Here is a 25,721-nt window from a genome sequence, read left to right on the forward strand (position 1 = left end):
AGCCGATGTTTTCGAAGATACTGATCGCCAACCGCGGGGAAATCGCCTGCCGGGTCATCCGGACGGCAAGGCGCCTGGGCATCCGCACGGTCGCCGTCTATTCCGACGCCGATCGGGATGCGTTGCATGTGGCGCTGGCCGGCGAGGCCATTCATATCGGCCCGGCGGCGGCGGGCGAGAGCTATCTTTCGAAAGAGAAGATCATTGCGGCGGCTCAGCGAACCCGGGCGGAAGCCATTCACCCCGGCTATGGCTTTCTCTCGGAAAATGCCGAATTCGCCGAAGCGGTCGAGGCCGCGGGTCTCGTCTTCGTCGGCCCGTCGCCGGCCTCGATCCGGGCCATGGGGCTCAAGGATGCCGCCAAGGCGCTGATGGAGCGGGCCGGCGTGCCCGTTGTTCCCGGCTATCATGGCGATGGGCAGGAGCCCGGCTTCCTCGCCGAGCAGGCTGATGGCATCGGCTTTCCCGTTCTCATCAAGGCGCGGGCGGGCGGCGGCGGCAAGGGCATGCGCCGCGTCGACCGGCCGGAGGATTTAGAGGCCTCGCTGGAGGCGGCGAAGCGCGAGGCGAAATCCGCCTTCGGTGACGACGCCGTGTTGATCGAGAAATACCTGATCAAGCCGCGCCACATCGAAATCCAGGTCTTCGGCGACAGCTATGGCAATGCCGTGCATCTCTTCGAGCGCGATTGCTCGCTGCAGCGCCGGCACCAGAAGGTGATCGAGGAGGCTCCGGCCCCCGGCATGACTGAGGAGATGCGCAGTGCCATGGGCGAAGCGGCGGTTCGCGCCGCCCGCGCCATCGATTATCGCGGCGCCGGCACGGTCGAATTCATCGCCGATATCTCGGATGGCCTGTCGCCGGACCGCTTCTTCTTCATGGAAATGAATACTCGCCTGCAGGTCGAGCACCCCGTTACCGAGGCGATCGCCGGTGTCGACCTGGTGGAATGGCAATTGCGCGTAGCGAGCGGTGAGCCGCTGCCGAAGACGCAAGACGAACTCACCATAAACGGCTGGGCCTTCGAAGCCCGCATCTACGCAGAAGACCCCTCGCGCGGTTTCCTGCCGGCAACCGGCACGCTCTCGCACTTACGCTTTCCCGAAGATGATGCCCGCATCGATGCGGGCGTGCGCGAGGGCGACAGCATCACGCCGCATTACGATCCGCTGATCGCCAAGCTGACGGTGCATGCGCCGGATCGCGCGGCCGCCCTTGCCAGGCTCACGCAAGGGCTGAAGCAGACGCAGGTCGCCGGAACAACCACCAATCTCGATTTCCTCATCCGTCTCAGCCGCCAGCCGGATTTCGTCGCAGGTCATCCGGATACCGGGTTGATCGACCGGGATGTGGAGGCGCTGACCGCGACGCAACAGCCAGACGATGCGGCCCTTGCCATTGCCGCCATCGTCGAGGCGGGCGGCTTCAGGCGCGCCGCTGGTAGCGACCCCTGGCTCTCGCTCGGTGCCTGGCAGCTCTGGGGCGAAACAAGCCGACCTGTCACGCTGCATTTTGCCGGCGGCCATAGGAATTGCTGGGTGATCGCAAAGGCTGAGACGATTTTCAACGTTGCCTTCGATGATCGCACCATTCCTGTCCATCTCTTCGAAAGTGATACTGTTTCCCGACGCGTCGAGATCGACGGCCGGCAGTCCCATGTCGATATCTTTGAGACGTCGTCAGGCGTGACGCTGTTCTTTGACGGGCACACCCATCATTTCCATCGCCTCGATCTGCTCGATGGCGCGGAGGAGGCCGCCGCCGGTGGCGACCGTGTGATTGCGCCGATGCCGGGCCTCGTCAAGATCGTCCGCGTGCGGGAGGGCGACGCGGTGGCGAAGGGCCAGGCGCTGGTCGTCATGGAGGCCATGAAGATGGAGCTGACACTGACGGCGACGCGCGACGGCATCGTCGAAAGCCTGCATGTCGGCGAGGGCGATCAGACCAGCGAAAGCGCCGTGCTTCTGTCGCTTCGGCCGGAGGACGCGGTATGACCGACAAACCTCCCAACCACGTTACCATCGTCGAGATGGCGCCGCGCGACGGACTGCAGAATGAGAAAGAGCCGGTCGATACAGCGCGGAAGATCGAATTGGTGGATCTGCTCTCCGATTGCGGTTTCGAGCGCATCGAAGTCACCAGCTTCGTCAGTCCGAAATGGGTGCCGCAGCTTGCCGACGCCGCCGCGGTCATGGCCGGAATAGAGCGGCGTTCCGGCATTCGTTATGCGGCGCTGGCGCCCAACATGCAGGGCTTCGAGGCGGCACTTGCGGCGGGCGCCGATGAAGTGGCGATCTTCGCCTCGGCGTCCGAAACCTTCTCCATGCGCAACATCAATTGCTCCATCGCCGAAAGTATCGAACGTTTCCGGCCGGTTGCCGTAGCCAGCAGGGATCGCGGGGTTCCGTTGCGCGGCTATGTCAGCTGCGTCGTCGAATGCCCCTACGAGGGTGCCGTGCCGCCGCAAAACGTCGTGAGCGTTGCCCGGCAATTGCGAGCGCTCGGCTGCTATGAGATCAGCCTTGGCGACACGATCGGCAGAGGCGAACGGGAGGCGGTGGACAGAATGCTGGAAGCCGTTCTTGCCGAACTCCCTGCTTCCGTGCTGGCAGGCCATTTTCACGATACGTCAGGCCGGGCATTGGACAATATCGGGGTAGCTCTCGATCGGGGCCTGCGAGTATTCGACGCCGCCGCCGGCGGTCTCGGCGGCTGTCCCTTTGCTCCCGGCGCCAAGGGCAATCTCGATACCGTGGCGGTTCACCACTATCTGGCACTCCACGGCTTCGAGACCGGTCTCGATGATGAGAAGCTTGCCCGCGCCGCCGCCTTTGCCCGTAGCCTCAGGAGTGCCCCATGACATCGCAAACGATCCGCATCGACACCGATGGACGAGGCGTTGCCCACCTCACGCTGGCGCGCGCCGAGAAGCACAATGCCCTATCGGCTGAGATGATCGATGCCCTAACCGCGGCGGTTCGCGATCTTGCCCATGACAAGACGGTTCGGGTCGTCGTGCTCACCGGGGAGGGTGCGAGCTTCTGCGCCGGCGGAGATCTCGGCTGGATGCGCGCCCAGTTCGACGCAACGCGGGACGGGCGCATGGTCGAGGCGCGCCGGCTTGCCATGCTGTTCAAGGCGCTGAACGAGCTGCCGAAGCCGTTGATTGCCCGTGTGCATGGCAATGCCTTCGGCGGCGGCATTGGCATCCTCAGTGTCTGCGACATGGTGATATCGGCATCGACGGCCCGCTTTGGCCTGACGGAGGTGCGCCTCGGCATCATTCCCGCCACCATCAGCCCCTATGTCATCGCCCGCATCGGCGAGACGAATGCCCGCCCGCTCTTCCTCTCCGGCAAGATCATCGACGCCTGGCAGGCGCATGCCGCCGGCCTGCTGTCGCGAGTCGTTGCCGAGGAGGCGTTGGATGAAGCCGTGGAAGCGGAGGTCCGCCATTTCCTGGCCGCCTCTCCGCAAGCGGCCGCACGCGCCAAGGCCTTGGCGCGTTCCGTCGGCAGACCGATCACCGACGGCATGATCGATCATGTCGTCGAGCAATTGGCGGATGCGTGGGAGACCGAAGAGGCGAAGGAGGGCGTCACGGCCTTCTTCGAAAAGCGGCAGCCGAATTGGCGATCGGCCTAAAGCAGCCTGTTGTTTTCGATGGTCAATTGCTGGAACTGCGAGTTTCCCTTGGCCAACTCACCCGATGCCGGCTTGTCCCAGCGAAAGCCCATGATCGCGCCTTGCTGCATCTCCTGAAAGAGATTGCGTGAAATCACAGCCGCGCCGGCGCCGTCGGCGACCGAGACGACGCAGCCGATGCCGGCCTGTCTGACGATGTTGCCGGTTGCGACGACATTGCGGAGATATTGACCCCAGCCGAGCCGCATTCCCCAGAGCGGCGCATTCTCGATGACATTATCGGCAACAAGCGTATCCGCCTCGGCCGAGATACCGATGCCAAAGCCGCCATCCTGCGTGTAAGGTGCTGTAAGCGACAGGTTGCGGATGACATTGCCCGTCACCGAGGCGAGCCTTCCACCCTTGTCGAAATTGGTGACCGAGATGCCGTTGGCGGCGCCATCGACCAAGTTGTTGCTGATCACGGCACCGACAAACTCGAATTCGCAATAGATGGCGGTTTCGCCCGAACGCAGGCATTGATTGTTCGAGATCTGCACATTCGATGCCGAGTTGGCGCGGATCGCCGTGAAGGCGCAATCGGCAATTTGGTTGCCCGAAACCGTTACGCCATCGGCGCGGAAGACATTGATGCCGTTGCCGTTCTGGCCGGTGCCGCCGCCATTGGCGCGGATGCGGGCAATGCGGTTGTTGGTGACGCTGCTGCCATCCTCCGCCTTGTCCCAGCGATGGACCAGGATGCCGCCATTGCCGCAATCCTCGACGCGATTGCCGTTCATCGTCAATCCGACTGACTGGACGGAGTAGATGCCGGCCTCGGCGGCACCGGAGATGCGGCTGCGCTCGATCCGGCCGCCGCAGCGCTCCAGCTGTAGCGCATGCTTGCGGCTGCCTGATATCTCGCAATTGTCGATCAGCACCTCTTCAACGCCGGTAAATTGCAGCAGCCCCCCGGCATAATCGGCGAGCCAGCGATTGCCGCCGTCAAGCACGAGGCCCGAAAGCTCGATGCGCCTGGCCTTGTCCGCATTCATCAGATGGCCGTCACCGCTATAGACGAGCCGCGATGCGCCGGGAACGCCGGCGATGCGCGTATTGTTGGGCAGTGTCAGGTTGGAGATGTTGTATGTGCCGGGCGGCAGGAACAGCGGCATGTTGGTGCGCGCCGCATTGTCGATCATCGCTTGCAGCTTGCCGCTCCTGATGTCGCTCGCTCCCGGCGTCGTCTTCAGTGCAATAGCATCGATCGGTCCCCGCAATTCGGTGCCCGTCATCCTGGCAAGCGGCGCGGCGAAAACGCGAGGCGCTAGCAGGCCAGCGGCTGCCGAGGCGGTGAGGGAAGCGATGAAGGTGCGGCGTTGGATCATTGCGAACTCCGGAGATGACACCGGCAAAGCAGAAATCATGCCAGGCCTATCTGTGCCGTTTTGATACGGCGGCAGCCGTTCAAACGCGCTTGATCGGCCATAATAACCAAGTTCTTTCTATTTCGTTTACCAGTCCGGCACAGACGATGCCCTACGTCCGATCCATTGGCTCTAGGGGCGACTCGCCGCACATGTTAACCCTGCCACATGCGGATCGCGGCCTTTCAACGTCTGGCACTTTTCGACGCCGTCGAGCAGGCGGCCGAGGTTTTGGCGCGCGATCTCGCATGGGCCGAAGCGCAAGGCATCGATCTCGCCCTTTTCCCCGAATGCTATCTGCAGGGGCACAGCTACGATAAAGCCATTGCCGAACGCCGCGCGCTTTCTCTGGATGATCCGCATCTAAACACCCTTGTCGCTCGCTTCGCGGCGGGGAAAACGACAGCGATCGTCGGCCTTTTCGAGCGCAGGGGCGATGCGATCCACAACAGCGCCATCGTCGCCAAGTCGGGCCGGATAGTCGGGGTCTATGCCAAGGCGCATCCGCTCGAAAAGGGCTGCACGCCCGGAAAGGATTTTCCCGTCTGGGAGGAGGGGCATTGGCGCTTCGGCATCAATATCTGCGCCGATCTCAGATATCCCTACGCCGCACGCCGCCTGGCCGGAAAGGGAGCCGGCCTCATCTGCAACCCTATCAATCTTATGCTCCGGCCTCACAAAGCCGAGCTATGGCACAAGCCGGGCATTTCGAGCCTGCAGATATGCGCCAGGCATACGGGCTGCTGGGTCATGGCGTCAGATGTGGTCGGTGGCAACGAGGACGGCTGGGTGAGCTATGGCAGCAGCGCGATCGTCGATCCGAGCGGCGTCGTCGTGGCGAAGGCGAAGCCCTATTGCGAGGATGTCCTGGTTTTCGACCTGCCCGATCGGCAACCGACACGCGGATTCGATCAAAAAGCTGCTGTTATCGCTACCTAATCGTGCAAATCGCGCTATCCTCATAAGTCATGAGACCCGATCAACTGCTTTATCCGGCGCCCGAGGGCTTGTTCTGTCCGATCGGCGGCTTCTACATCGACCCCGTGCAGCCGGTCGGTCGAGCACTCGTCACGCATGGCCATTCCGACCATGCCCGCTCCGGCCATGCCCATGTGCTCGCCACGCGCCAGACCCTTGATATCATGCGCATCCGTTATGGCGACGGCTTTGCAGGATCCGAGCAGGCAGTTGCTTTCGGCGAGGAAGTGACGATCAACGGTGTCAAGGTGCAGTTCCATCCTGCAGGCCATGTGCTCGGCTCGGCGCAGATCGCGGTGGAGAAGGACGGGCTGCGTATCGTCGTTTCAGGAGATTACAAGCGTCGGCCGGACCCGACTTGTGAGGCCTATGTGCCGGTTCCCTGCGATGTCTTCATCACGGAGGCGACGTTCGGGCTGCCGGTCTTCCACCATCCCGACCCCATGGCCGAGACACGCAAGCTCCTAGCCTCGCTTCACCAGTTCCCCGAGCGAACGCATTTGATCGGCGCCTATGCGCTCGGCAAGGCACAGCGCGTCATCCGTCTTTTGCGCGATGCCGGCTATGACAAGCCGATCTATATTCACGGCGCGCTGGAAAGCCTGTGCGATTATTATATCAGCCAAGGCATCGCGCTCGGCGAACTCAAGCCGGCCACCATCGAAAGCCGGGATCAGTCGATCTTCCACGGCGCCGTTGTTGTCGGTCCGCCCTCCGCTTTCCAGGACCGCTGGGCGAGGCGCTTTCACGATCCGCTTCCGGCCTTCGCTTCCGGCTGGATGATGGTCCGCCAGCGTGCCAAGCAGCTCGGTGTCGAGCTGCCGCTCGTCATATCAGACCATTGCGATTGGCCTGAGCTGACCGAGACGATCTCCGATTTGAAGCCGAGCGAGGTCTGGGTCACCCACGGCCGCGAGGAGGCCTTGGTGCGCTGGTGCGAGCTGCAGGGCATCGCCGCCAAGCCGCTGCATCTCATCGGCTATGAAGACGAAGGAGACTAGATGATGAGGGTCGTCGTTTGTCTCGCCTTCTCCCCGGCGGGGAGAAGGTGGCCCGAAGGGTCGGATGAGGGGGATTTACGCGATATTGCAACGCTGCAGCGTATGCGTGGCGCGCGGGATTACCCCTGCTCCCCCTCATCCGCCCTCCGGGCACCTTCTCCCCGAGGGGAGAAGGAGGCGCTCAGATGAAAGCCTTTGCCGACCTTCTCGACCGCCTGGTGCTGACGCCGAGCCGCAACGGCAAGCTGAAGCTGCTGACCGATTATTTCCGCGATACGCCCGATCCTGACCGCGGCTATGGTCTGGCCGCCATCGCCGGCACGCTCGAGGTGCGCAACGTCAAGCCCGCCATGCTGCGCGAGCTTGTTCTCGAGCGCATGGATGACGTGCTGTTCCGCTATTCCTATGATTATGTCGGCGATCTAGCTGAGACGATCTCCCTGGTATGGGACAAGGAAAGCGACATCGAGCGCCCTGCCGGCGAGCAGCCGAAGCTCGGCGATATCGTCCGCCGCATGAATGCGCTCGGGCGGACCGAGGTGCGCAGTTTCGTCCGCGACCTGCTGGACCGGCTGGATACGTCAGGCCGTTTCGCCTTCCTGAAACTTGCGACCGGTGCGCTGCGCATCGGCGTCTCGGCGCGCCTCGCCAAGCAGGCGCTCGCGGAGCTTGGCGGCAAGGACGTGACCGAGATCGAAACGCTTTGGCATGGCCTGCAGCCGCCCTATGAAAGCCTGTTCCGCTGGCTTGCGGGGGAGGCTGAGAAGCCGATCCTGGCGACGCCGGCGATTTTCCATTCCGTCATGCTCGCCAATCCGGTTGAAACCGGCGATCTCGACGGCCTCGACCCGCGGGATTTCGCCGCCGAATGGAAATGGGATGGCATTCGCGTCCAGCTTTCGCGCTCCGGGGACACGAGCAAGCTCTACTCGCGCTCGGGCGACGATATATCCGGCACCTTTCCCGACATCGTCGATGCGATAAGTTTCGAAGGCGTGATGGATGGCGAGTTGCTGGTCGGCGGCACCGTTCGCTCCAACAGCCCGACGCGCAGCTTTTCCGATCTGCAGCAGCGCCTCAACCGCAAGACCGTCACCACGAAGATGCTGGAGGAGTTCCCGGCCTTCATTCGTGCCTACGATCTTCTGTTCGATGGGGCGGAGGACGTGCGCGCCCGCGGCTTCCTTGATCGGCGCGAGCGGCTCACTGAGATCATCGATGCCGCGCCTCACGATCGTTTCGACCTTTCGCCGCTCGTCGATTTCACCTCCTGGGAGGAGCTCGACCGACTGCGCGCCGCACCGCCCGATCCGGTGATCGAAGGCGTGATGATCAAGCGCAAAGACAGTTCTTATCTCGCCGGCCGCGCCAAGGGGCCGTGGTTCAAATGGAAGCGCGATCCCTACAATGTCGATGCCGTGCTGATGTATGCGCAGCGCGGCCATGGCAAGCGATCCAGCTACTATTCCGATTTCACCTTCGGCGTCTGGGCGACGACGCCGGAGGGCGAACAGCTCGTGCCCGTCGGCAAGGCCTATTTCGGCTTCACCGATGCGGAGCTGGAGGTGCTTGACAAGTTCGTGCGCAACAATACGGTCGATCGCTTCGGCCCGGTGCGAGCGGTGCGCGCCGATCACGATTTCGGCTTCGTGCTCGAGGTGGCCTTTGAAGGCATCAACCGCTCCACCCGTCATAAATCGGGTGTTGCGATGCGTTTTCCGCGCATTGCCCGGCTTCGGCCGGACAAGCCGCCCTACGAGGCGGACAGACTGGAAACTTTGATCGCGATGATTGACGCCAAGGCTCCTGTTGTCGATGAATAGGCTGGGGCGATTCCTCACCACAATGTGAGTTGGCCTTGCCTTTCAACCCGTGCAGATTTGCGCTGCGCCGGGATATTTGGACAGAGCCATGACCACGTCTGACGACCACCTATTCCGTCTCAATCGTCGCGCCATTCTGGCCGGCATCGCTTCCACCCTTTTCACGCCCAGTATTGTCAGAGCGGCCGATGACAGTACGATCGGAAGCAAGCCCACCGAGAACAAGGGTGAGATTGCCCGGAGCGACGAAAAGGCTTCGGATGCGCCGCCGCAGCTCGCGGGCGATTACGCCAAGGAGCGCCATCTGTTCCGGACCGACCTCCTGAGCAAAGGCGCGGCTCCCGACATCTATGAGCCTCTGGTCACGCCATCGACGGCCGATCGGCTTTTCTATCGCAGCGGCGTTGGCGACGAGTTGGAGCTCGTCGCCTGGGTTTCCCGCTACACGCGCTCGGCGAAGCCGAAGCCGGCCGTGCTTTTCCTGCATGGCGGCAATGCCATCGGCCAGGGGCACTGGCAGCTGATGAAGCCGTATATCGATGCCGGCTATGTCGTCATGATCCCTTCGATGCGCGGCGAGAACGGGCAGAGGGGCAATTTCTCGGGCTTTTACGACGAAGTTGCCGATGTGCTGGCCGCTTCCAACCGGCTGCGGCACCTGCCGGGTGTCGATCCGCATCGCCTGTTCCTGGCGGGCCACAGCATCGGCGGCACGCTGGCCATGCTGACTGCCATGTCGACGAAACGGTTCCGCGCGGTCGCGCCGATATCAGGCAATCCGGATGCCTATGCCTTCTTCGGCCGCTATCCGCAGGACATCCGCTTCAACACCAAGAACCCGCGCGAATTCCAGATGCGCTCGCCGCTCTGCTATGCGCACAGCTTCAAGAGCCCGGTAAAGCTGTTCCATGGCACCGAAGAAGCCCACTTCGACTCGCGCCTGACGCTGCTCTCGAAGCGGGCGATGGCCGCCGGCGTGAAGATGGAGATGGCGACGGTTCCGGGTAGCCATAATTCAGCCCTGCCGGGCGAGATCGAGCAGAGCATCGAGTTCTTCAGGAGCGTCGCTGTCTAAATACCGGCTATTTACGGTGTCAACCGATCTATCAGCGCTGCCGCCGCCTCCGCGATCACGGTTCCGGGTGGAAAGATCGAGTCCGCGCCCGCCGCTTCGAGGGCCGCGAAATCCTGTGGCGGAATGACGCCGCCGACGGCGATCAGCACCTTACCCGCATGGCGGCGCGCGAGCGCAGCCTTCAATTCCGGCACCAGTGTCAGATGGCCGGCGGCAAGCGACGATGCGCCGACGATGTCGACGCCTTCGCGCACGGCGACGTCGGCCACTTCCTCCGGGGTCTGGAACATGGCGCCGACGACGACATCGAAACCGAGATCGGCAAAGGCCGTGGCGATCACCTTCTGGCCGCGATCGTGCCCATCCTGGCCCATCTTGGCGATGAGGATGCGCGGCTTCTCGCCCCGCGCCCTGCGGAACGCCTCGACCTTGGCCACCGCCGCATTGAAGAGCGGATTTTCGGCGCCGACTTCCTTGCGGTAGACGCCGGAGATGGTTCTGATCTCCGCGACATGGCGGCCATAGGCTTTTTCGAGCGCCAGCGAGATTTCGCCGACGGTGGCTCTCGCCCTTGCTGCCTTGACGGCAAAATCGAGCAGATTGCCCGTGCCTTTTCGAGCGGCCTCCGTCAGCGCATCCAATGCGCTTTCCACCGCAGCGGTCTCGCGCGTGCCCTTCAGCTGCTGCAGCTTGGAAAGCTGGCGTGCCCGCACCTCGGAATTTTCGACCTTCAGGACATCGACTTCGATATCCTTTTCCGGCTTGGAAAAATTGACGCCGACGACGGTCTGATGGCCGCTGTCGATGCGCGCCTGTGTGCGGGCCGCCGCTTCCTCGATCCGAAGTTTGGGGATGCCCTTCTCGATCGCCTTCGCCATGCCGCCGAGCGCTTCCACTTCTTCGATATGGGCAAGGGCGCGCGCGGCAAGATCATGGGTCAGCCGTTCGACATAGGCCGAGCCTCCCCAGGGGTCGATGATCCCTGTCGTGCCCGATTCCTTCTGCAAGAGGATCTGCGTGTTGCGGGCAATGCGGGCGGAATGATCCGTCGGCAGGGCCAGGGCCTCGTCGAAGGAGTTGGTATGGAGCGATTGCGTATGTCCCTGTGTGGCCGCCATCGCCTCGACCATGGTGCGGATGATGTTGTTCATCGGGTCCTGCGCCGTCAGCGACCAGCCGGAGGTTTGGCTATGGGTCCTGAGCGCCAGGGATTTCTGGTCCTTCGGCGCGAAATTCTTCTGCATCAGCGCGGCCCAGATCAGCCGTCCGGCGCGCATCTTGGCGACCTCCATGAAGAAGTTCATGCCGACGGCCCAGAAGAAGGAGAGGCGAGGGGCGAAGCTGTCGATATCGAGCCCTGCGGCAACCCCGGCGCGGGCATATTCGATGCCGTCGGCGATCGTATAGGCCAGCTCCAGGTCTGCCGTCGCGCCGGCCTCCTGCATGTGGTAGCCGGAGATCGAGATGGAGTTGAACTTCGGCATCCGCTCGCTGGTATAGCTGAAAATATCCGAAACGATCCGCATCGAGGGTTGCGGCGGATAGATATAGGTGTTGCGGACCATGAACTCCTTGAGGATGTCGTTCTGGATCGTGCCGGAAAGCTTGTCCTCGGAGACCCCCTGTTCCTCCGCCGCGACGATGTAGAGCGCCATGATTGGCAACACCGCGCCATTCATGGTCATCGATACGCTCATCTTGTCGAGCGGAATGCCGTCGAAGAGCTGGCGCATGTCGAGGATGGAATCGATCGCCACGCCCGCCATGCCGACATCGCCGGCGACGCGCGGATGATCGCTGTCATAGCCGCGATGGGTGGCCAGATCGAAGGCGACGGAAAGGCCCTTCTGCCCGGCCGCAAGATTGCGGCGATAGAAGGCATTGGATTCCTCGGCTGTCGAGAACCCCGCATATTGCCGGATGGTCCAGGGTTGCTGGACATACATTGTCGGATAAGGGCCGCGCACGAAAGGTGCTGCGCCGGGATGGGTCTCAAGGAAGTTCAGTCCGGAGAGTTCGCGTTCGCCATAGGCGCGCTTGACGGCGATGCCTTCGGGGGTCTCCCAGGTTGGGGCGGCGGTTGTTAGCGCGGTTGCTTGCGGTTTCGCCCAGGGGACGTTTGTGAAGTTGGGGATTTTGGTCATGGAGCGGAAGCCTCCGTGGATGCGGAGTGTACAGTACCCCCCTCTGTCGCTGTCGCGACATCTCCCCCACAAGGGGGGAGATTGGAGACTCGCGAACCCTTTTCGCACCAAATCGATATCGAATCCGCGGGAGCTAAGTTTGATGCTCCTGTGGCATGAAGCAGCTGTTTCGGAACGATCTCCCCCCTTGTGGGGGAGATGTCACGAAGTGACAAAGGGGGGTGCGCACTTGCCTCGAACGCGATACTCATTTTCATCCCTCCACCCCCTCATCCAGCCGCACCGGCATCAACCCCATGCCGTCAGCAACCGGCCCCAAAGCCCCCAAAACAGCCACAGGCCGCTCCGTCTTCATCGCAAACAGCGTCGTCCCCACGATTGGCCTGGAGGCACGACCTGCACGTGCCTCGGCAATCATCGCCGCAAGCCGACCGCCCGCGATTACTTTTGCCAATCCGCCTTTGCCTTCGATCTCGGTGAAAATATCCCATGCCCGCTCGGCCAGTGCGTCGGTCAGCGCCTCGATGCCGCCGGCTCCGGCGGCTGGGTCGACGACATGATCGAGATGGCTCTCAGCGATTAGGATCGTCTGCGTGTTGCGCGCCAGGCGCCGCGCCAGCGGATCGGGAATGCCGTGCGTCAGGCTGTGCGGCAGGACGGAAATCTCGCCGGCGCCGCCGACGCCGGCTGAAAAAACCGCGATCGTATTGCGCAGAATATTCGTCTCGGGATCGCGGTGGGTGAGCATCCGATAGCTTGTTTCCGCCAGGAGATGCGGCGGCTCTGGATCGGGCACGCCGCAAGCCTCGGCGATCCGGGTGAAGATCAGCCGCGCCGCGCGCGTCTTTGCCATCGCCGTGAACTGGTTCTGATCGGCCGAAAGGCAGAGGCTGGTTGCCCGAAGCGCTGCTTCCGGCGAAAGGCCGGCCTTATCCAGTAATCGCAAATGACCCACGAGGCTTGCGGCTATGACAGCAAGTTCCTGCGCCTCCGTTCCGCCGGCATTATGCGCGGCCCGACCGTCTGCATTGACGATCGTGCCCGTGAATCCGCGTTCGGCGAAGTGCTTGATATCGTTTGCGGTCGCAGCCTGTTCTCCCCCCGTCGAAAAAGCATCGAGGCCGAGATGCAATGTCTGGGCAGCCTTATCCGCGATCGATGCGATCAGGGCGTCCAGGAAGCGGGGTGCAAAGCCGTCGAGGCGGATTGCAACAATTCTGCCGGAGATTGCAGCCGCCAGCCTGTCGGAAAGGGGCGTGGCCTGCGCGTCGGTACCGGTGCCAAAGGCGGAGACGGAGGTTTTGGAGATGAGATGAATGCCGCTTGCGCCATTGGCAAGATCGTCGCCGAGTTGCACCAGCGCCCGCTCTATATTCGGATCGTCCATGCGCTGGGCCACCGTCCAGGGCATATCGGCTCGCTGGCGCGAAAGCGGCGTGCAATCGGGCCGACGCTCGTAAAGCGGCTCGATGGCAATGCCGTCATCGGTCTGCGACACCAGCGTCTTTTGGAAATCCTGGCCCTTCAGCGCCCGTTCCACCAGTTTCAGCCAGCCCTTGCGGTCGGTTTGGTCGAAGATGGCCGGGTCGAGACTGTCGATATTCATGCGATCCTCCGTCCCGCAATGGTCTAGCTCATGATGCCGCGAGGGAAAACAGGAGTTTGGTCAATCGGTGCAATATCTCGCCGATGACGCCAGCCTCGCTCCAGCCGCGACGGTCATCATGCGGCTGACCCGATATGTCCCAACTGGTTTCCGATGATGGCCGATCTTCTGCCCGTTTCCCGTCACCTGCTCGCCGCTGCCGCTCTGATGGCATTGTCCGCCTGCAGCATCATTCCCGATACGGGCGCCACGGACCCGGATCGGTTCGTGCAGGAGACCACGCCGGTCTTCTATCGGCCGGAGGGCATCGATCCGAATAGGGTAAAGCGCCTACCGGTTCAGCCCGTGCCGCAGGCGCGCGATCTCTTCCAGACGCAATTCCATCAAACCTATGGTTTGCCGACCTTTAATCCAGTGCATCAGGCAATGTATGCGCAGCGAAGCGAAGACGACTTCACTTTGCCGGCCATTCCTTACAAGCGCATCGATCCGCGCTTCCTGCGGCAGGAGGTGGATTACCAGACCAAGGAGCGCCCCGGCACCATCGTCGTCGATACACGCGACCACTTCCTCTATTTCGTCGAGCCGGGCGGCAAGGCGATGCGCTATGGCGTCGGCCTCGGCGCCGCGGGATATGCCTGGCACGGCAGGGGGATGATCCAGTGGAAGCAGAAGTGGCCGCGCTGGACGCCGCCCGCCGAGATGGTTGCGCGCGACCCGCAGATGAAGTCGCTGTCAGCCGAGCGTGGCGGCATGAATCCCGGGCCGACCAACCCGCTTGGAGCGCGGGCGCTCTATATCTATCAGAATGGCCGCGATACGCTTTATCGCGTCCACGGCACGCCGGATTGGCAGTCGATCGGCAAGGCGGCATCCTCCGGCTGCGTGCGCATGCTTAACCAGGACGTGATCGATCTCTATAATCGGGTACCCGATAAAACGGAAATTGTCGTTTTGTAGTGGTATTTTACCACAAATTTTCGTGATGTTGCATAAGTGCGATAGCCGGGGTGGTCTAGGCTCTTTAATTTTGCTCCTGTCTCTGCAAACCTCTCGGGGAGCCGAATCAGCTTATATGTTGCGGATTCTCGCTTCCCCCTCAAAAGGAACTATGCTGTCGACATGAGCATTCCTTCATCCTTATCCCGACGTAATTTTCTCGCCTTTGCAGGCATCGGCGCCGTTTCGACGCTTGCCGGCTGCGCTTCCACCATCGACAACGGCCCCGTTGTCAGCCCGGTACAATATACCGGCTCGCCAAGGCCGTTCCGCACTTGGTTCTCCAGCTATGATGGTGAGCAGCCGGATCCGGCCGTCATCTATGCGGCCATGGACGACGGCGGTTTCCATATCCCCCCGGTTCCCTACCAGCAGATCGACCGGCGGTTTTATCGTCAGCGTGTCGTGGATCCGACCGGCGAGGCGCCGGGCAGCGTGATCGTCAACACGACGGAGCGCATGCTTTACGTCACCGAACAAGGTGGCACGGCAATGCGCTATGGTATCGGTGTCGGCCGCGAGGGCTTTGCCTGGCAGGGCCGCGGCGTCATTCAGTGGCGCAAGAAGTGGCCGCGCTGGAACCCGCCGGACGAAATGGTCGCCCGTCAGCCGGAGCTTGTGAAGTTTTCCATTGCCAATGGCGGCATGGATCCGGGCCTGAAGAATCCGCTCGGCGCGCGTGCGCTCTATATTTTCGAAGACAAGCAGGATTCGCTTTACCGTCTGCACGGCAATCCCGACTGGCGCTCCATCGGCAAGGCCGTGTCCTCCGGCTGTGTCCGTTTGCTGAATCAGGATGTCATCGATCTTTATGATCGCGTGCCGGAGCGGGCGCCGATCCTCGTTACGAGCTGATCGAATATCATTGAAAAGGGCGCCCATTCGGCGCCCTTTTGATTTCCCCGACTTCTGAAGCCCGACTTCTGAAGAATGAGGCGGCTCCCTGCGTCGCAGGCGTCATTCCGCCGCCAGATTGACCTTCAGCTTTTGCAACTGATCGCGCAGATTGGCCATTTCAGCCATATCGCAGCCGGTCGCCTGGCCGATGGCGTCCATGATCACGCCAACCTGGCACTTCATGCCCGCACCCTTTTCCGTGAGCGAAATAATCACCTGCCGCTCGTCCTTCGGATCGCGTGCTCGGCCGATCAGGCCGGCCTGCTCGAGCCGCTTCAGCAGTGGCGACAGCGTTCCGGAATCGAGATCCAGCTTCTCGCCGATGGTCTTGACCGACAGGCAACCCTTTTCCCATAGCACGAGCATGACGAGATATTGCGGATAGGTGAGGCCGACGCGATCGAGAATTGGCTTGTAGGCCCGGTTAAAGGCGTGTGCGGCGCTGTAGACGGCAAAACAAAGCTGACTTTCCAGCCGCTTTTCCTCGTCAGATATCATGGTCTGCCCATCCGCCTTGTCCGTCATTGCTGCTCCCGCCGTTTTTCTTGTTGCAGGCATTGTCACAAATTCACCTTGCAAAATCAAATTGCAAAAAATACATATTGTGCACGATTAAATCGTGATGTATATAATTGCCATCCAACACGAAAAGGACACATGACATGCCAATTCTTTACACCACCAAAGCTTCCGCCACTGGTGGCCGCGCCGGCCATGCAGTTTCCGAAAACGGCGTCCTCGACGTCACGCTAACCGTGCCGAAGGAACTCGGCGGTGACGGCGCAACGGGCACCAATCCGGAGCAGCTCTTTGCAGCCGGCTATTCCGCCTGCTTCCTCGGCGCACTGAAATTTGTCGCGGGCCAGCAGAAGGTCAAGATTCCGGAAGACGCAAAGGTGACCGCGACTGTCGGCATCGGCCCGCGCGAGGATGGCGGCGGCTTCGGCATCGAAGTGTCCCTGGCGGTCCATATCCCCGGCATGGATAAGGCCGAGGCTGAAAAGCTTGCTGCCGCAGCGCATATCGTATGCCCCTACAGCCACGCCATGCGTACCTCGACCGAAGTGCCGGTTGCGGTTGTCTGAGGCGGATCACCGCTTACGCCATTGAAAGCTTCAGGAGCAGGGACTTTGTCTTTGCTCCTTTTCTTTTGCAAGAAATATGCTATATTTTTTCCTAGGAAAGGATGTGGCTATGACAATGGCACAGGCAATAGGCCAGGCAAAGCCCGGCGAAGCACTCGTCATCACCAAGGCGGTTGTCAATGCTGCCGAGCGGCTGGGACTGAATGCCCGCATATTGGCCGCCGTCATCGGCGTCTCGGAAGCGACGGTGTCACGGATGAAGCGGCAGGATCATTTGCTGGAGCGCAACAGCAAGCCGTTCGAGCTCGCCGTGCTTTTCGTTCGTCTCTTCCGTTCGCTTGACGCCATCGTGGGGGGCGACGAGGCTGTGGCCCGCCAATGGCTGCGCAACGGCAATCTCGCCTTCGGCGCAGCGCCCATCGACAAGATCATTTCGATTTCTGGTTTGACCGATGTCCTTGCCTATCTGGACGCCCGCCGCGCTCTCATCTGAGGCAAGGGCCATTTCCGGCCGTTATTGGCGGCTGGTGGAAGCGCAGCATCAGGTCTCGACGCTGAAGCTGGTGGATACGCTTGAGGAGCAGGTGCTTCTCGAAAGTCTGTTGGAGGAGAGCAAGCCGGTCTTGCCGCCGGAATGCGCCGGTCTCGACTATCTGCTCGCCACACCCTTTCGCTATGGCGCGGTCTATCCGCACGGCTCTCGTTTCCGTCGCGCCGGCCGCACGCTCGGCGTTTTTTACGCCTCTGAGCGGGTGGAGACGGCCTTGGCGGAAATGAGTTTCTACAGGCTGCTGTTTTTCCGGGACTCCCCCGACACGCCGCTGCCGGCCAATGCCGCGGAATACACTGCTTTTGCCGCGGTGATCGCCACGAAGACAGCGATCGACCTGACCATGCCTCCCCTGGATCGCGACCGGCAGCACTGGGCCGATCCGGTCAACTACGAGGCATGCCAGTCGCTCGGCGAGGCGGCGCGCGCCGGGGGCATCGAAGCGATCCTCTATCGATCCGTTAGGGATCCTGGGGGCGGCAGGAATATCGCACTCCTGACCGCCAGGGCCTTCTCTGTGCGTGAGCCGGTGGAGCGTCAGACCTGGCGCATCCGGCTGTCGCGCGTCGGCGTGCAAGCGCTCTGCGAATTCCCCCGGCGTCGCATCGGCTTCGAAAGGCAGGATTTCGATCGCGATCCCCGGCTGCCGGCGCTGCCGTTCAGAGCAGACTAGCAAGGTCGCGGCGCAAACGGTCGCCATTGCCGTCGGGCAGCCGCTCTTCGAGGGCCGCATGCGTTGTCTTCCAGACCGGCACGGCGGCGGCAAGCGCTGCCTTTCCGGACGGCGTGAGGCTGAGAAGACGGGCTCTTCGGTCTTGGGGATTGGGCACGATGTTGATCCATCCGCGCCGTTCCAGCGGCTTTAAGGCCGCCGTCAGCGTCGTCTGATCTATTGCGAGCAATGCTGTGACCGATCCCATGGATGCCGGCGCCGGCCGGTTCAGGGACATCATCAGAGAGAATTGGCCGTTGGTCAGCCCAAAAGGCCTCAGCGCTTCGTCAAAACGACGGGCAAGAGCGCGCGCCGCCCGCTGCACATGCAGGCAAAGGCAGGTATCGCGCACTAACAGTGTGGTTTCAAAGGGGATTTCGACTGCGTTTGACATGATTAAATAATATTGATATCAATATATTTGTCAAGATTTGGGGATAAAAACGCCGGAGGAGGGCGCTGACAATGAACCAGGTCGTTTCCAGGGAAGTATGGCTCGAAGCCCGCCGACAGCTGCTCGCCAGGGAGAAGGAGGCCACGCATCTTCGCGACCGCATCAATGCGGAGCGCATGGCCTTGCCTTGGGTAAAGGTCGATAAAGATTATGTTTTTGACACGTCGGCAGGCAAGAGGACGCTTGCGGATCTCTTCGATGGCCGCAGCCAGCTGATCATCTATCACTTCATGCTCGGCCCGGATTGGGATGCCGGCTGCCCGGGTTGCTCCTTTCTCGCCGATCATTTCGATGGAGCGCTTCCGCATCTCAATCATCATGACGTCACGCTGGTCGCCGTGTCGCGTGCGCCGCTGGAGAAGGTGGAAGCCTACAAGAAGCGCATGGGCTGGAATTTCCCCTGGGTGTCGTCCTTCGCCAACGACTTCAATTTCGACTACCACGTCTCCTTCACGAAGGAGCAGCTCGCCGGCGAGAAGGTCTTCTATAATTTTACGCCGATGGATTCGGCTGAAGGCTTTGATGAGCTTCCTGGCCTCAGTGCCTTTTACAAGGATGAAGCCGGCAATGTCTTCCACACCTATTCGAGCTATGCCCGCGGCCCCGAGGAGCTGATCGGCACGCTGATGATCCTCGACCGCGCTCCCAAGGGACGCAACGAGGACAGCACGATGAACTTCGTTCGTCGCCATGACGAATATGAGGATGTGGCGAAGGCGGATTCCTGCTGCGATTGAGGCGTGTGAGGCTGCCGAATTCATGCCGTGCGGCGCCAGGGGTCGAATTATTGCGCTTGGTGCCTAGTTAACATCTGGAGCCCGCTTGCCGAGGAACGACGGATCGACCGATTGACCATCGTGCGGTCGTCATTTTCATCGGCCATGATGCGCTTGTGCCGACATCGGGCTCAGGACGAGACGGATGACCGCAACAATCACAATAGGGAGAGCGATACCATGGCTGAGAAGGGATATTTTGTCTGGTACGAGCTGATGACCACCGATATGAAGGCGGCCGAAGCTTTCTATACCAAGGTTGTCGGCTGGGATGCCGCGGATGCCGGCATGCCGGAAGTCGGCATGGATTATACGCTGTTCAGTGCCGGCGCAGGCCCTGTCGCCGGTTTGATGATCTTGCCGGAGGGGGCAAAGGCCATGGGCACGCCGCCTTGCTGGACCGGCTATATTGGCGTTCCCAATGTCGATGAGGCGGCAAAGACGGTCGCTGCCAAGGGTGGCAAGATCTATCGCGAGCCGACGGATATTCCAAGCGTCGGCCGGTTCGCCGTCGTCTCAGATCCCTACGGCGCCGCCTTCTGCCTCTTCACGCCGCTGCCGGGCCAGGATTGGGAGCCCGCGGCGCCCGCTACCCCGGGTTATTTTGGCTGGCACGAGCTCTATGCCGGCGACGGCCCGAAGGCATTCGATTTCTACAGCGAGATGTTCGGCTGGGAATTGAGTTCCGATTTCGACATGGGGCCGATGGGCAAATACAAGATCTTCAAGATCGGCGACCGGGACTTCGGCGGCATCATGACAAAGCCGGCGGAAATGCCGATGCCGACCTGGAATTTCTACATCAACGTCCCGGCGATCGATGCGGCGATCACCCGCATCACCGAAGGCGGCGGCAAGATCGCCAACGGCCCGATGGAGGTTCCCGGCGGCAGCTGGATCGTCCAGGCCACCGACCCGCAAGGCGCGTTCTTCTCTCTGGTCGCTCCGGCGCGCTGATCTTTACCCTCCCTTGAGGGGGAGGGTAAGCTTCTACCGCTTGAGGCTGCCGAGGATGCCTCGAACCAGGGCACGCCCGACCTGCGTGGCGACCGTGCGCGCCACGCTCTTCAACGCCGCTTCCATGATGGTTTCGCGCTGATAGCCGGAACGGCCGCGACCCGCGGGCTTGTTGCTGTCTCCGCCGAATCCGGGCAGCGTCCAGCCATCGCCCGCGCTCTCGTTCTGGGGCGCGGCTGCCTTGCTCGCACGTTCCGCCAGGATTTCATAGGCGGATTCGCGGTCGATCGTCTGGTCGTAGACGCCGGCGACCGGGCTGGCATTGATGATGGCCTGGCGCTCGGCGTCGCTGACCGGCCCGATACGGCCGGACGGCGGACGGATCAGCGTGCGCTCGACGATCGACGGCGCACCCTTGCCCTCCAGCATCGACACGAGCGCTTCGCCGGTGCCGAGCGTGGTAATGACCGTGGCGCAATCGAAAGCGGGATTGGGCCGGAATGTCGAGGCGGCCGTCTGCACGGCCTTCTGCTCGCGCGGCGAATAGGCGCGCAGGGCGTGCTGCACGCGGTTGCCGAGCTGCGCCAGCACCGTCTCGGGCACATCGAGCGGGTTCTGCGTGACGAAATAGACGCCGACGCCCTTGGAGCGGATGAGGCGCACCACCTGCTCGACGCGCTCGATCAGCACCTTCGGCGCGTCGTTGAAGAGCAGGTGCGCCTCATCGAAGAAGAAGACCAGCTTCGGCTTTTCCGGATCGCCCACCTCGGGCAGTTCCTCGAACAATTCGGAGAGCAGCCATAGCAGGAAGGTGGCATAGAGGCGCGGGTTCATCATCAGCTTGTCGGCTGCCAGCACCGAAACCTGGCCGTAGCCGTCGTTGCTGACCCGCATGATGTCGGAGATTTTCAGCGCCGGCTCGCCGAAGAAGTTTTCGGCACCCTGCTGCTCCAGCACCAGCAAGGCCCGCTGGATCGAGCCGACGGAGGATTTCGAGATCAGGCCGAACTTGCTGGAAAGCTCGGTGGCATTCTCGCCCATATAGTTCAGCAGCGCCTGCAGGTCCTTGAGATCGAGCAGCGCCAGCCCGTTTTCATCGGCGATCTTGAAGGCAATGTTGAGCACGCCTTCCTGCGGCTCGGAGGCATCCATCAATCGGGCCAGCAGCAGCGGTCCCATCTCGGCGATGGTCGTGCGCACGCGATGGCCCTTTTCGCCGTAAAGATCCCAGAAGATGACCGGAAACCGATCGAACTCATAGGGCGACAGGCCGATCTCTTCGGCCCGCTTCATCAGGAAATCCTTGGCCTCGCCCTTGGCGGCGATGCCGGAGAGGTCGCCCTTGATATCGGCGCAGAATACAGGCACGCCGGCCTTGGAAAACCCTTCCGCCAGCACCTGCAATGTCACCGTCTTGCCCGTGCCGGTCGCGCCGGTGACGAGGCCGTGGCGGTTGCCGAATTTCAGCGTCAGGAACTCGTCCTTGTTGATGCTGTCATCCGGATTGCGGCTCGCGCCGACGAAAATCTGTCCATCCTGCTGCGGCATGGTGTCGTCTCCCTTAGAGCATGATGCCGAAAAGTGTCACCGGTTTTCGGACGACATCATGCTCTACCTATCTGATTCTAGTACCGGATGATTTTGGATCGATTCGATCCAAAATCATCCGGTACTAGGGCGGCGGCACAGCAGCCTTTTTCGGGCTGCCAGGGCCATTCATCGATTTGTCCTGACACCGTTATAAGAACTGACTTGAATGGGGACAACCATTCGCGTCGTGGTTATGCTTCTGGTAGCGTAATGACCTCTGGCGCGGCTTGTGCCGGTTGCGCCATTCAGTTACGTTGACGTTAACGTCGTAAAAGGCAGGAGGCCACAGTGAACGAAGTTATTGATCAGATCGCGACCAAAGCCGGCATCGCTCCCGACCTCGCGGAAAAGGCCGTCGGCATGATTCTCGGCTTCCTGCAGCGCGAAGCTCCGGATGGTCCCGTCACCAAGATGATCGAATCCATTCCCGGTGCCACCGATCTCGTCGCGCAATATAACGGCGAGGAAACCGGCGGCGGCCTGCTGGGTGGCCTGCTCAGCGCCGTCGGTGGTGGCGGCGGCTTGATGGCGCTCGGCCAGCAGCTGATGAGCAGCGGTCTCAGCATGGGCGAAATCAGCTCGCTTGCCAAGGAGACGATCGCAACCGCGCGCCAGCATGCCGGCGACGAGGTGGTCGACCAGGTCGTCAATTCCGTCCCAGGCCTGCACCAGTTTATCTGAGGTCTGGGAAACGTTCTTTCGGGAGCTGAGAGCCGCCAACGGTTCGATCGAGTTTCGGCCCCGAAAATGTGCGGACGGAGCCTGCCGCATCGGCGCTCGTTCCTTCAATCTTCCGGCCTTCGCCCTGACATGGGCGAGGGCCGTCGCTTTTTTGGGGAAATCGCTTCATGCCGGTTGGTTCCATCTCTTCGCTTGTGCCCATGGGACAAGGCCATCAATTCGTTCTCTATGGCGATTCCTGTTCAGGCATCCCCGGCGCGCTGCATGAAGGGACGTTTGCGGCGGTGAATGCGGTCGTGCGCCGCCTCGATCCACCGCCGGAATTCATTCTGTTTCCGGGAGACGAGATTATCGGGTTAACGGCGGATCCGGAAGCATTGCGGGCGCAATGGCGGCATTGGCTCGATCAGGAAATGGCATGGCTCGATCGAAGCAATACGCCGCTCTGGCATACGACCGGCAATCACACGACCTACAGCGAAATGAGCGAGCGGATCTTCCGCGAGGTGCTGCAGCTGCCGGAAAATGGGCCGCCGGGGCAAGAGGGGCTGTCCTACTGGGTTCGCCGCGGCGATCTGCTGCTGGTCTTCGTGCATACGCTTTGGACCGGTCTCGGCGGCGAAGGGCATGTCGAAACGGAGTGGCTGGAGGCGACGTTGAGGGCGCACTCCGATGCCAGGTACAAGATCGTTCTCGGCCATCATCCGGTTTTTCCGGTCAATGGCTATTCCGGCGCATACCAGCGCGAAATCGGCCACGAATATGCCAAGCCGTTCTGGGACCTCCTCGTTGAGGCCGATGTTCTCGCCTATGTCTGCAGCCATATGCTGGCCTTCGACGTGCAGGTTCATCGCGGCGTGCTGCAGCTTTGTACGGCCGGGGCGGGGACCGCCCATAGGATGCCTGAAGGCGTGGAATACCTCCACTGCATCCAGGCGGCGCTGGATGCCGAGGGATTTCGCTACCAGGTACTGGATACCGATGGTGCCGTCCGTGAAAAGCTGCAATGGCCTTTCAAATCGGCTGAAACTTGGCGGGAGCTGTCGCCCGGATTGCATGATGCCGAGTTTGGCGGTCTCAAGGGCGCCAACTCCATCGTTCACCTCAAGATCACGGGGCACACGGCGGACGAAGCGTCTGCGCCTGCGCAAACCCTATTCTCCGCCTTCGATCCCGCAAGCATCGCCCCGGTGTGGCTTGGTTTGCGTGGCCCGTGCCAAACGCTGACCTTGATCCTCGGTCGCGACCCCGGCCGCAGCCCGCATTATTGGTTCGGGCCGGATCTTGCACCCGGTCGTCCGTTCGATATCGATGTCGCTCTGCATGCGGGCATGGGGCCAGGCGGTATGCTCTATCGCACGCCCAGCGACCGTGGATGGAGTTCGCTCAAGGGCGCCTCTGCAACCGGTCTTGAGCGCACCGTCTGGCCGAAACAATGGAGTGTCGGCCATGGTCAGGGCGGCGCTCCGGACCGCCCCTTCACAGGCAAGGATTTGGCTATCCAACTTGCAGTATCGGCGTGATCGCTCCTGCTGCCGCCGAAGTTTTTCCGTTTCAAACCCTTCTGCCGCTTGGCGTCGCCCCGTCGATCTGATGCCATTTGCGGCCGTCGCGTTCGATGAGTTCGTCGGCGCAGGCAGGACCTGTGCTGCCGGGGGCATAGAGGTCGGGCTTGCCGCCTTCCGCCCAGAGATCGAGGAAGGGCTGCACGGCCGCCCAGCCGGCTTCGATGCCGTCGGCGCGCTGGAACAGGGTCTGGTCGCCGACGAAGAGTTCGTAGAACAGGCTTTCGTAGCCGGTCTGCTTGCCGATGTCGAAACTATCGGCATAGCGGAAGTCGAGCGAGACCGGCGCCGTTTTCAGCACCAGCCCTGGCGACTTGATGGAGATTTCCATGTCGAGCCCCTCGTCGGGCTGCACCTGGATGATGAGCCTGTTCGGCGGCAGCTCGGGCCGGGAGCCGTGGCGCGGGAATTGCGCGAAGGGCACCTGCCGGAAGGTGATGACCACTTCCGTATCGCGTGCCTTCATCGCCTTGCCGGTGCGCAGATAGAAGGGCACGCCGGCCCAGCGCCAGGTGTCGACGAATAGCTTCAGCGCCACAAAGGTTTCGGTATTGCTGTCCGGTGCGACATCCGCGGTCTCGGTAAAGGCAGGCAAATCCCTGCCGGCAATAGGGCCGGCGGCATAGGCGCCGCGCACGCCGTTCTTGGCCGCTTCCTCGCGCGAGTAGAGACGCAGCGCTTTCAGCACCTTGCCCTTTTCGTTGCGGATCGATTCGGCGTCGAAGCTGTTGGGTGGTTCCATCGCCACCATCGCGAGAAGCTGGAAGAGATGGTTGGGCACCATGTCGCGCAGGGCGCCGGTCGCATCGTAGAACTTGCCGCGCGTGCCGACATCGACCAGCTCGGCCGCCGTGATCTGCACGTGGTCGATATAGTTGTTGTTCCACAAGGCCTCGATCATCATGTTGGCGAAGCGCGTCGTCATGATGTTCTGCACGGTTTCCTTGCCGAGGAAATGGTCGATGCGATAGATCTGGCTTTCCGCGACATGATTGAGAAGCCGCGCATTCAGCGCCTGTGCGGAGGCAAGATCGTTGCCGAAGGGCTTCTCGATCGCGATGCGGCGGAAGGCGCCGGTCGCCTCGTTCATCAGCCCGTTTTCGGAGAGCTTTTCGGCGATGTCGCCGAAGAAGCGCGGCGGCACGGCAAAATAGAAGGCCGCATTGGCGCTCGGCGAATGCGAGAGATGATCCGTGATCTCCTTGTAGACGCCATTCTGGGTGAAGTCGCCGGAGATGTAGCTGATGCGCTTGCGCAGGCTTTGCCAGGCCGCCTGCCGTTCCGCATCATCCATCTCTCCGGAAGTCTTCAGGAACGATTCCAGGCGGTCCAGAAGCATGTCGACGCCACCGGTCTCTATGCCGATGCCGAGAATGTGCAAATCCTCTCCCACAAGCCCGCTACGGGTCATGTTGATCAGCGTCGGGATCAGCAGGCGCCGGGTGAGATCGCCGGCAGCGCCGAAAATCACGAATGTCAGGGGCGGGGCGGGTGCGACGTCGGGTGTGGTCATAAGCGCATCTCCTTCTGGCGGACATAGACCAGGCCTCTGGGCGGCATCGGCTATCTCCTCGGGCCGGTTGCTGTTTCAGCTCTGGCAGCTGGTGTTCTACTGCATAATTCCTTAAATCGGAATCGATTTAAGGATAAAATTATGCAGCAGATTTAAAGTGTTACAGCGACCTTTGCGCGCCACATGTGGCGCGCGGCGCTGCAGCGCGGGCCGGCGCCGGTTGTCGATGTGATCGACGCGCCGCCGCCAGCCTGTTTTCGATAT

Annotated in this window: 23 protein-coding genes; 16 read left to right on the top strand and 7 right to left on the bottom strand. The window is 61.8% G+C overall.

What is annotated here, in order from left to right; translation table 11 throughout:
• The first annotated feature begins 5 nt into the window (after positions 1-5).
• The 3 genes from HGP12_RS21515 to HGP12_RS21525 are packed head-to-tail and all read left to right on the top strand — an operon-like array spanning position 6 to position 3,645.
• Positions 6-1,994, top strand: a complete 1,989-nt coding sequence (locus tag HGP12_RS21515) for an acetyl/propionyl/methylcrotonyl-CoA carboxylase subunit alpha (protein WP_168842599.1) — start codon at positions 6-8, stop codon at positions 1,992-1,994.
• Complete coding sequence (locus tag HGP12_RS21520; protein WP_168842600.1) at positions 1,991-2,860, top strand: hydroxymethylglutaryl-CoA lyase; 870 nt, start codon at positions 1,991-1,993, stop codon at positions 2,858-2,860. The genes HGP12_RS21515 and HGP12_RS21520 overlap by 4 nt, the downstream gene beginning before the upstream one ends.
• Entirely contained in the window at positions 2,857-3,645 is a 789-nt protein-coding gene (locus HGP12_RS21525) for a crotonase/enoyl-CoA hydratase family protein (RefSeq protein WP_168842601.1), read from the top strand. The genes HGP12_RS21520 and HGP12_RS21525 overlap by 4 nt, the downstream gene beginning before the upstream one ends.
• Here the strand turns inward: HGP12_RS21525 and HGP12_RS21530 are convergent.
• A complete protein-coding gene (locus HGP12_RS21530) occupies positions 3,642-5,012 on the bottom strand; it encodes a TIGR03808 family TAT-translocated repetitive protein (protein ID WP_168842602.1) in 1,371 nt (456 codons plus the stop codon). The genes HGP12_RS21525 and HGP12_RS21530 overlap by 4 nt on opposite strands.
• A gap of 207 nt (positions 5,013-5,219) precedes the next feature.
• Between HGP12_RS21530 and HGP12_RS21535 the strand changes: the two genes are divergently transcribed.
• From HGP12_RS21535 to HGP12_RS21550, 4 genes are all read left to right on the top strand, one after another.
• Complete coding sequence (locus HGP12_RS21535) at positions 5,220-5,990, top strand: carbon-nitrogen hydrolase family protein (RefSeq protein WP_168842603.1); 771 nt, start codon at positions 5,220-5,222, stop codon at positions 5,988-5,990.
• Positions 5,991-6,019: 29 nt separating this feature from the next.
• Positions 6,020-7,030, top strand: a complete 1,011-nt coding sequence (locus HGP12_RS21540; protein WP_168842604.1) for a ligase-associated DNA damage response exonuclease — start codon at positions 6,020-6,022, stop codon at positions 7,028-7,030.
• Between the two features lie 185 nt (positions 7,031-7,215).
• Positions 7,216-8,853, top strand: coding sequence for a cisplatin damage response ATP-dependent DNA ligase (locus HGP12_RS21545; RefSeq protein ID WP_168842605.1), 1,638 nt, complete (start codon positions 7,216-7,218; stop codon positions 8,851-8,853).
• An 88-nt stretch (positions 8,854-8,941) separates the two neighbouring features.
• A complete protein-coding gene (locus HGP12_RS21550) occupies positions 8,942-9,928 on the top strand; it encodes an alpha/beta hydrolase family protein (protein ID WP_168842606.1) in 987 nt (328 codons plus the stop codon).
• An 11-nt stretch (positions 9,929-9,939) separates the two neighbouring features.
• Here the strand turns inward: HGP12_RS21550 and scpA are convergent, their stop codons facing one another.
• Positions 9,940-12,072 carry a methylmalonyl-CoA mutase gene (scpA, locus tag HGP12_RS21555; RefSeq protein ID WP_168842607.1) on the bottom strand — a complete coding sequence of 711 codons (2,133 nt, stop codon included), beginning with the start codon at positions 12,070-12,072 and terminating at the stop codon, positions 9,940-9,942.
• 253 nt (positions 12,073-12,325) lie between these two features.
• Complete coding sequence (locus HGP12_RS21560) at positions 12,326-13,678, bottom strand: methylmalonyl-CoA mutase family protein (RefSeq protein WP_168842608.1); 1,353 nt, start codon at positions 13,676-13,678, stop codon at positions 12,326-12,328.
• Between the two features lie 156 nt (positions 13,679-13,834).
• Here HGP12_RS21560 and HGP12_RS21565 point away from each other — a divergent pair, with 156 nt between their 5' ends.
• A complete protein-coding gene (locus tag HGP12_RS21565) occupies positions 13,835-14,638 on the top strand; it encodes a L,D-transpeptidase (protein ID WP_409526861.1) in 804 nt (267 codons plus the stop codon).
• 162 nt (positions 14,639-14,800) lie between these two features.
• Entirely contained in the window at positions 14,801-15,532 is a 732-nt protein-coding gene (locus tag HGP12_RS21570; RefSeq protein WP_168842610.1) for a L,D-transpeptidase, read from the top strand.
• Between the two features lie 102 nt (positions 15,533-15,634).
• On the opposite strand, the gene HGP12_RS21575 is transcribed toward HGP12_RS21570, so the two are convergent.
• Positions 15,635-16,099, bottom strand: a complete 465-nt coding sequence (locus HGP12_RS21575; protein ID WP_168842611.1) for a MarR family winged helix-turn-helix transcriptional regulator — start codon at positions 16,097-16,099, stop codon at positions 15,635-15,637.
• Between the two features lie 137 nt (positions 16,100-16,236).
• Here HGP12_RS21575 and HGP12_RS21580 point away from each other — a divergent pair, with 137 nt between their 5' ends.
• From HGP12_RS21580 to HGP12_RS21590, 3 genes are all read left to right on the top strand, one after another.
• A complete protein-coding gene (locus tag HGP12_RS21580) occupies positions 16,237-16,659 on the top strand; it encodes an organic hydroperoxide resistance protein (RefSeq protein WP_168842612.1) in 423 nt (140 codons plus the stop codon).
• Between the two features lie 109 nt (positions 16,660-16,768).
• On the top strand, positions 16,769-17,152 hold the full coding sequence (locus HGP12_RS21585; protein ID WP_168842613.1) for an MbcA/ParS/Xre antitoxin family protein: 384 nt from the start codon (positions 16,769-16,771) through the stop codon (positions 17,150-17,152).
• Entirely contained in the window at positions 17,112-17,882 is a 771-nt protein-coding gene (locus HGP12_RS21590) for an RES family NAD+ phosphorylase (RefSeq protein WP_168842614.1), read from the top strand. Before HGP12_RS21585 ends, HGP12_RS21590 begins: the two co-directional genes overlap by 41 nt.
• Here HGP12_RS21590 and HGP12_RS21595 read toward each other — a convergent pair.
• Entirely contained in the window at positions 17,869-18,315 is a 447-nt protein-coding gene (locus tag HGP12_RS21595) for a MarR family winged helix-turn-helix transcriptional regulator (RefSeq protein ID WP_168842615.1), read from the bottom strand. The two genes, HGP12_RS21590 and HGP12_RS21595, sit on opposite strands and share 14 nt — an antisense overlap.
• A 71-nt stretch (positions 18,316-18,386) precedes the next feature.
• Between HGP12_RS21595 and HGP12_RS21600 the strand changes: the two genes are divergently transcribed.
• Positions 18,387-19,112: a thioredoxin family protein gene (locus HGP12_RS21600; protein ID WP_168842616.1), complete on the top strand. Its 726-nt coding sequence runs from the start codon at positions 18,387-18,389 to the stop codon at positions 19,110-19,112.
• A 219-nt stretch (positions 19,113-19,331) separates the two neighbouring features.
• Positions 19,332-20,108: a VOC family protein gene (locus HGP12_RS21605; protein WP_168842617.1), complete on the top strand. Its 777-nt coding sequence runs from the start codon at positions 19,332-19,334 to the stop codon at positions 20,106-20,108.
• Positions 20,109-20,141: 33 nt separating this feature from the next.
• On the opposite strand, the gene HGP12_RS21610 is transcribed toward HGP12_RS21605, so the two are convergent.
• The gene (locus HGP12_RS21610; RefSeq protein WP_168842618.1) at positions 20,142-21,656 is read right to left on the bottom strand and encodes a helicase HerA-like C-terminal domain-containing protein; all 1,515 of its coding nucleotides are present in this window, start codon (positions 21,654-21,656) and stop codon (positions 20,142-20,144) included.
• A gap of 330 nt (positions 21,657-21,986) precedes the next feature.
• Here HGP12_RS21610 and HGP12_RS21615 point away from each other — a divergent pair, with 330 nt between their 5' ends.
• Both HGP12_RS21615 and HGP12_RS21620 read left to right on the top strand, forming a co-directional pair.
• A complete protein-coding gene (locus HGP12_RS21615; RefSeq protein WP_168842619.1) occupies positions 21,987-22,379 on the top strand; it encodes a hypothetical protein in 393 nt (130 codons plus the stop codon).
• Between the two features lie 167 nt (positions 22,380-22,546).
• Entirely contained in the window at positions 22,547-23,902 is a 1,356-nt protein-coding gene (locus HGP12_RS21620; protein ID WP_168842620.1) for a metallophosphoesterase, read from the top strand.
• A 31-nt stretch (positions 23,903-23,933) separates the two neighbouring features.
• On the opposite strand, the gene zwf is transcribed toward HGP12_RS21620, so the two are convergent.
• Positions 23,934-25,457 (bottom strand): glucose-6-phosphate dehydrogenase, encoded by a 1,524-nt coding sequence (zwf, locus tag HGP12_RS21625; protein WP_168842621.1) that lies wholly within the window; start codon positions 25,455-25,457, stop codon positions 23,934-23,936.
• Positions 25,458-25,721 lie beyond the last annotated feature (264 nt).

This window comes from Rhizobium sp. P28RR-XV (assembly GCF_012641385.1).
GTDB lineage: Bacteria > Pseudomonadota > Alphaproteobacteria > Rhizobiales > Rhizobiaceae > Rhizobium.

Excerpts from the sequence above, each read along its gene's own strand:
- HGP12_RS21520 (WP_168842600.1), top strand. The coding sequence starts at position 1,991 with ATGACCGACAAACCTCCCAACCACGTTACCATCGTCGAGATGGCGCCG.
- HGP12_RS21610 (WP_168842618.1), bottom strand. The coding sequence starts at position 21,656 with ATGCCGCAGCAGGATGGACAGATTTTCGTCGGCGCGAGCCGCAATCCG.
- HGP12_RS21620 (WP_168842620.1), top strand. The coding sequence starts at position 22,547 with ATGCCGGTTGGTTCCATCTCTTCGCTTGTGCCCATGGGACAAGGCCAT.
- HGP12_RS21580 (WP_168842612.1), top strand. The coding sequence starts at position 16,237 with ATGCCAATTCTTTACACCACCAAAGCTTCCGCCACTGGTGGCCGCGCC.
- HGP12_RS21600 (WP_168842616.1), top strand. The coding sequence starts at position 18,387 with ATGAACCAGGTCGTTTCCAGGGAAGTATGGCTCGAAGCCCGCCGACAG.
- HGP12_RS21545 (WP_168842605.1), top strand. The coding sequence starts at position 7,216 with ATGAAAGCCTTTGCCGACCTTCTCGACCGCCTGGTGCTGACGCCGAGC.
- HGP12_RS21530 (WP_168842602.1), bottom strand. The coding sequence starts at position 5,012 with ATGATCCAACGCCGCACCTTCATCGCTTCCCTCACCGCCTCGGCAGCC.
- HGP12_RS21575 (WP_168842611.1), bottom strand. The coding sequence starts at position 16,099 with ATGACGGACAAGGCGGATGGGCAGACCATGATATCTGACGAGGAAAAG.
- HGP12_RS21550 (WP_168842606.1), top strand. The coding sequence starts at position 8,942 with ATGACCACGTCTGACGACCACCTATTCCGTCTCAATCGTCGCGCCATT.
- HGP12_RS21525 (WP_168842601.1), top strand. The coding sequence starts at position 2,857 with ATGACATCGCAAACGATCCGCATCGACACCGATGGACGAGGCGTTGCC.
- scpA (WP_168842607.1), bottom strand. The coding sequence starts at position 12,072 with ATGACCAAAATCCCCAACTTCACAAACGTCCCCTGGGCGAAACCGCAA.
- HGP12_RS21565 (WP_409526861.1), top strand. The coding sequence starts at position 13,835 with ATGGCCGATCTTCTGCCCGTTTCCCGTCACCTGCTCGCCGCTGCCGCT.
- HGP12_RS21560 (WP_168842608.1), bottom strand. The coding sequence starts at position 13,678 with ATGAATATCGACAGTCTCGACCCGGCCATCTTCGACCAAACCGACCGC.
- HGP12_RS21595 (WP_168842615.1), bottom strand. The coding sequence starts at position 18,315 with ATGTCAAACGCAGTCGAAATCCCCTTTGAAACCACACTGTTAGTGCGC.
- HGP12_RS21585 (WP_168842613.1), top strand. The coding sequence starts at position 16,769 with ATGACAATGGCACAGGCAATAGGCCAGGCAAAGCCCGGCGAAGCACTC.
- HGP12_RS21605 (WP_168842617.1), top strand. The coding sequence starts at position 19,332 with ATGGCTGAGAAGGGATATTTTGTCTGGTACGAGCTGATGACCACCGAT.
- HGP12_RS21590 (WP_168842614.1), top strand. The coding sequence starts at position 17,112 with ATGTCCTTGCCTATCTGGACGCCCGCCGCGCTCTCATCTGAGGCAAGG.
- HGP12_RS21570 (WP_168842610.1), top strand. The coding sequence starts at position 14,801 with ATGAGCATTCCTTCATCCTTATCCCGACGTAATTTTCTCGCCTTTGCA.
- zwf (WP_168842621.1), bottom strand. The coding sequence starts at position 25,457 with ATGACCACACCCGACGTCGCACCCGCCCCGCCCCTGACATTCGTGATT.
- HGP12_RS21535 (WP_168842603.1), top strand. The coding sequence starts at position 5,220 with ATGCGGATCGCGGCCTTTCAACGTCTGGCACTTTTCGACGCCGTCGAG.
- HGP12_RS21515 (WP_168842599.1), top strand. The coding sequence starts at position 6 with ATGTTTTCGAAGATACTGATCGCCAACCGCGGGGAAATCGCCTGCCGG.
- HGP12_RS21540 (WP_168842604.1), top strand. The coding sequence starts at position 6,020 with ATGAGACCCGATCAACTGCTTTATCCGGCGCCCGAGGGCTTGTTCTGT.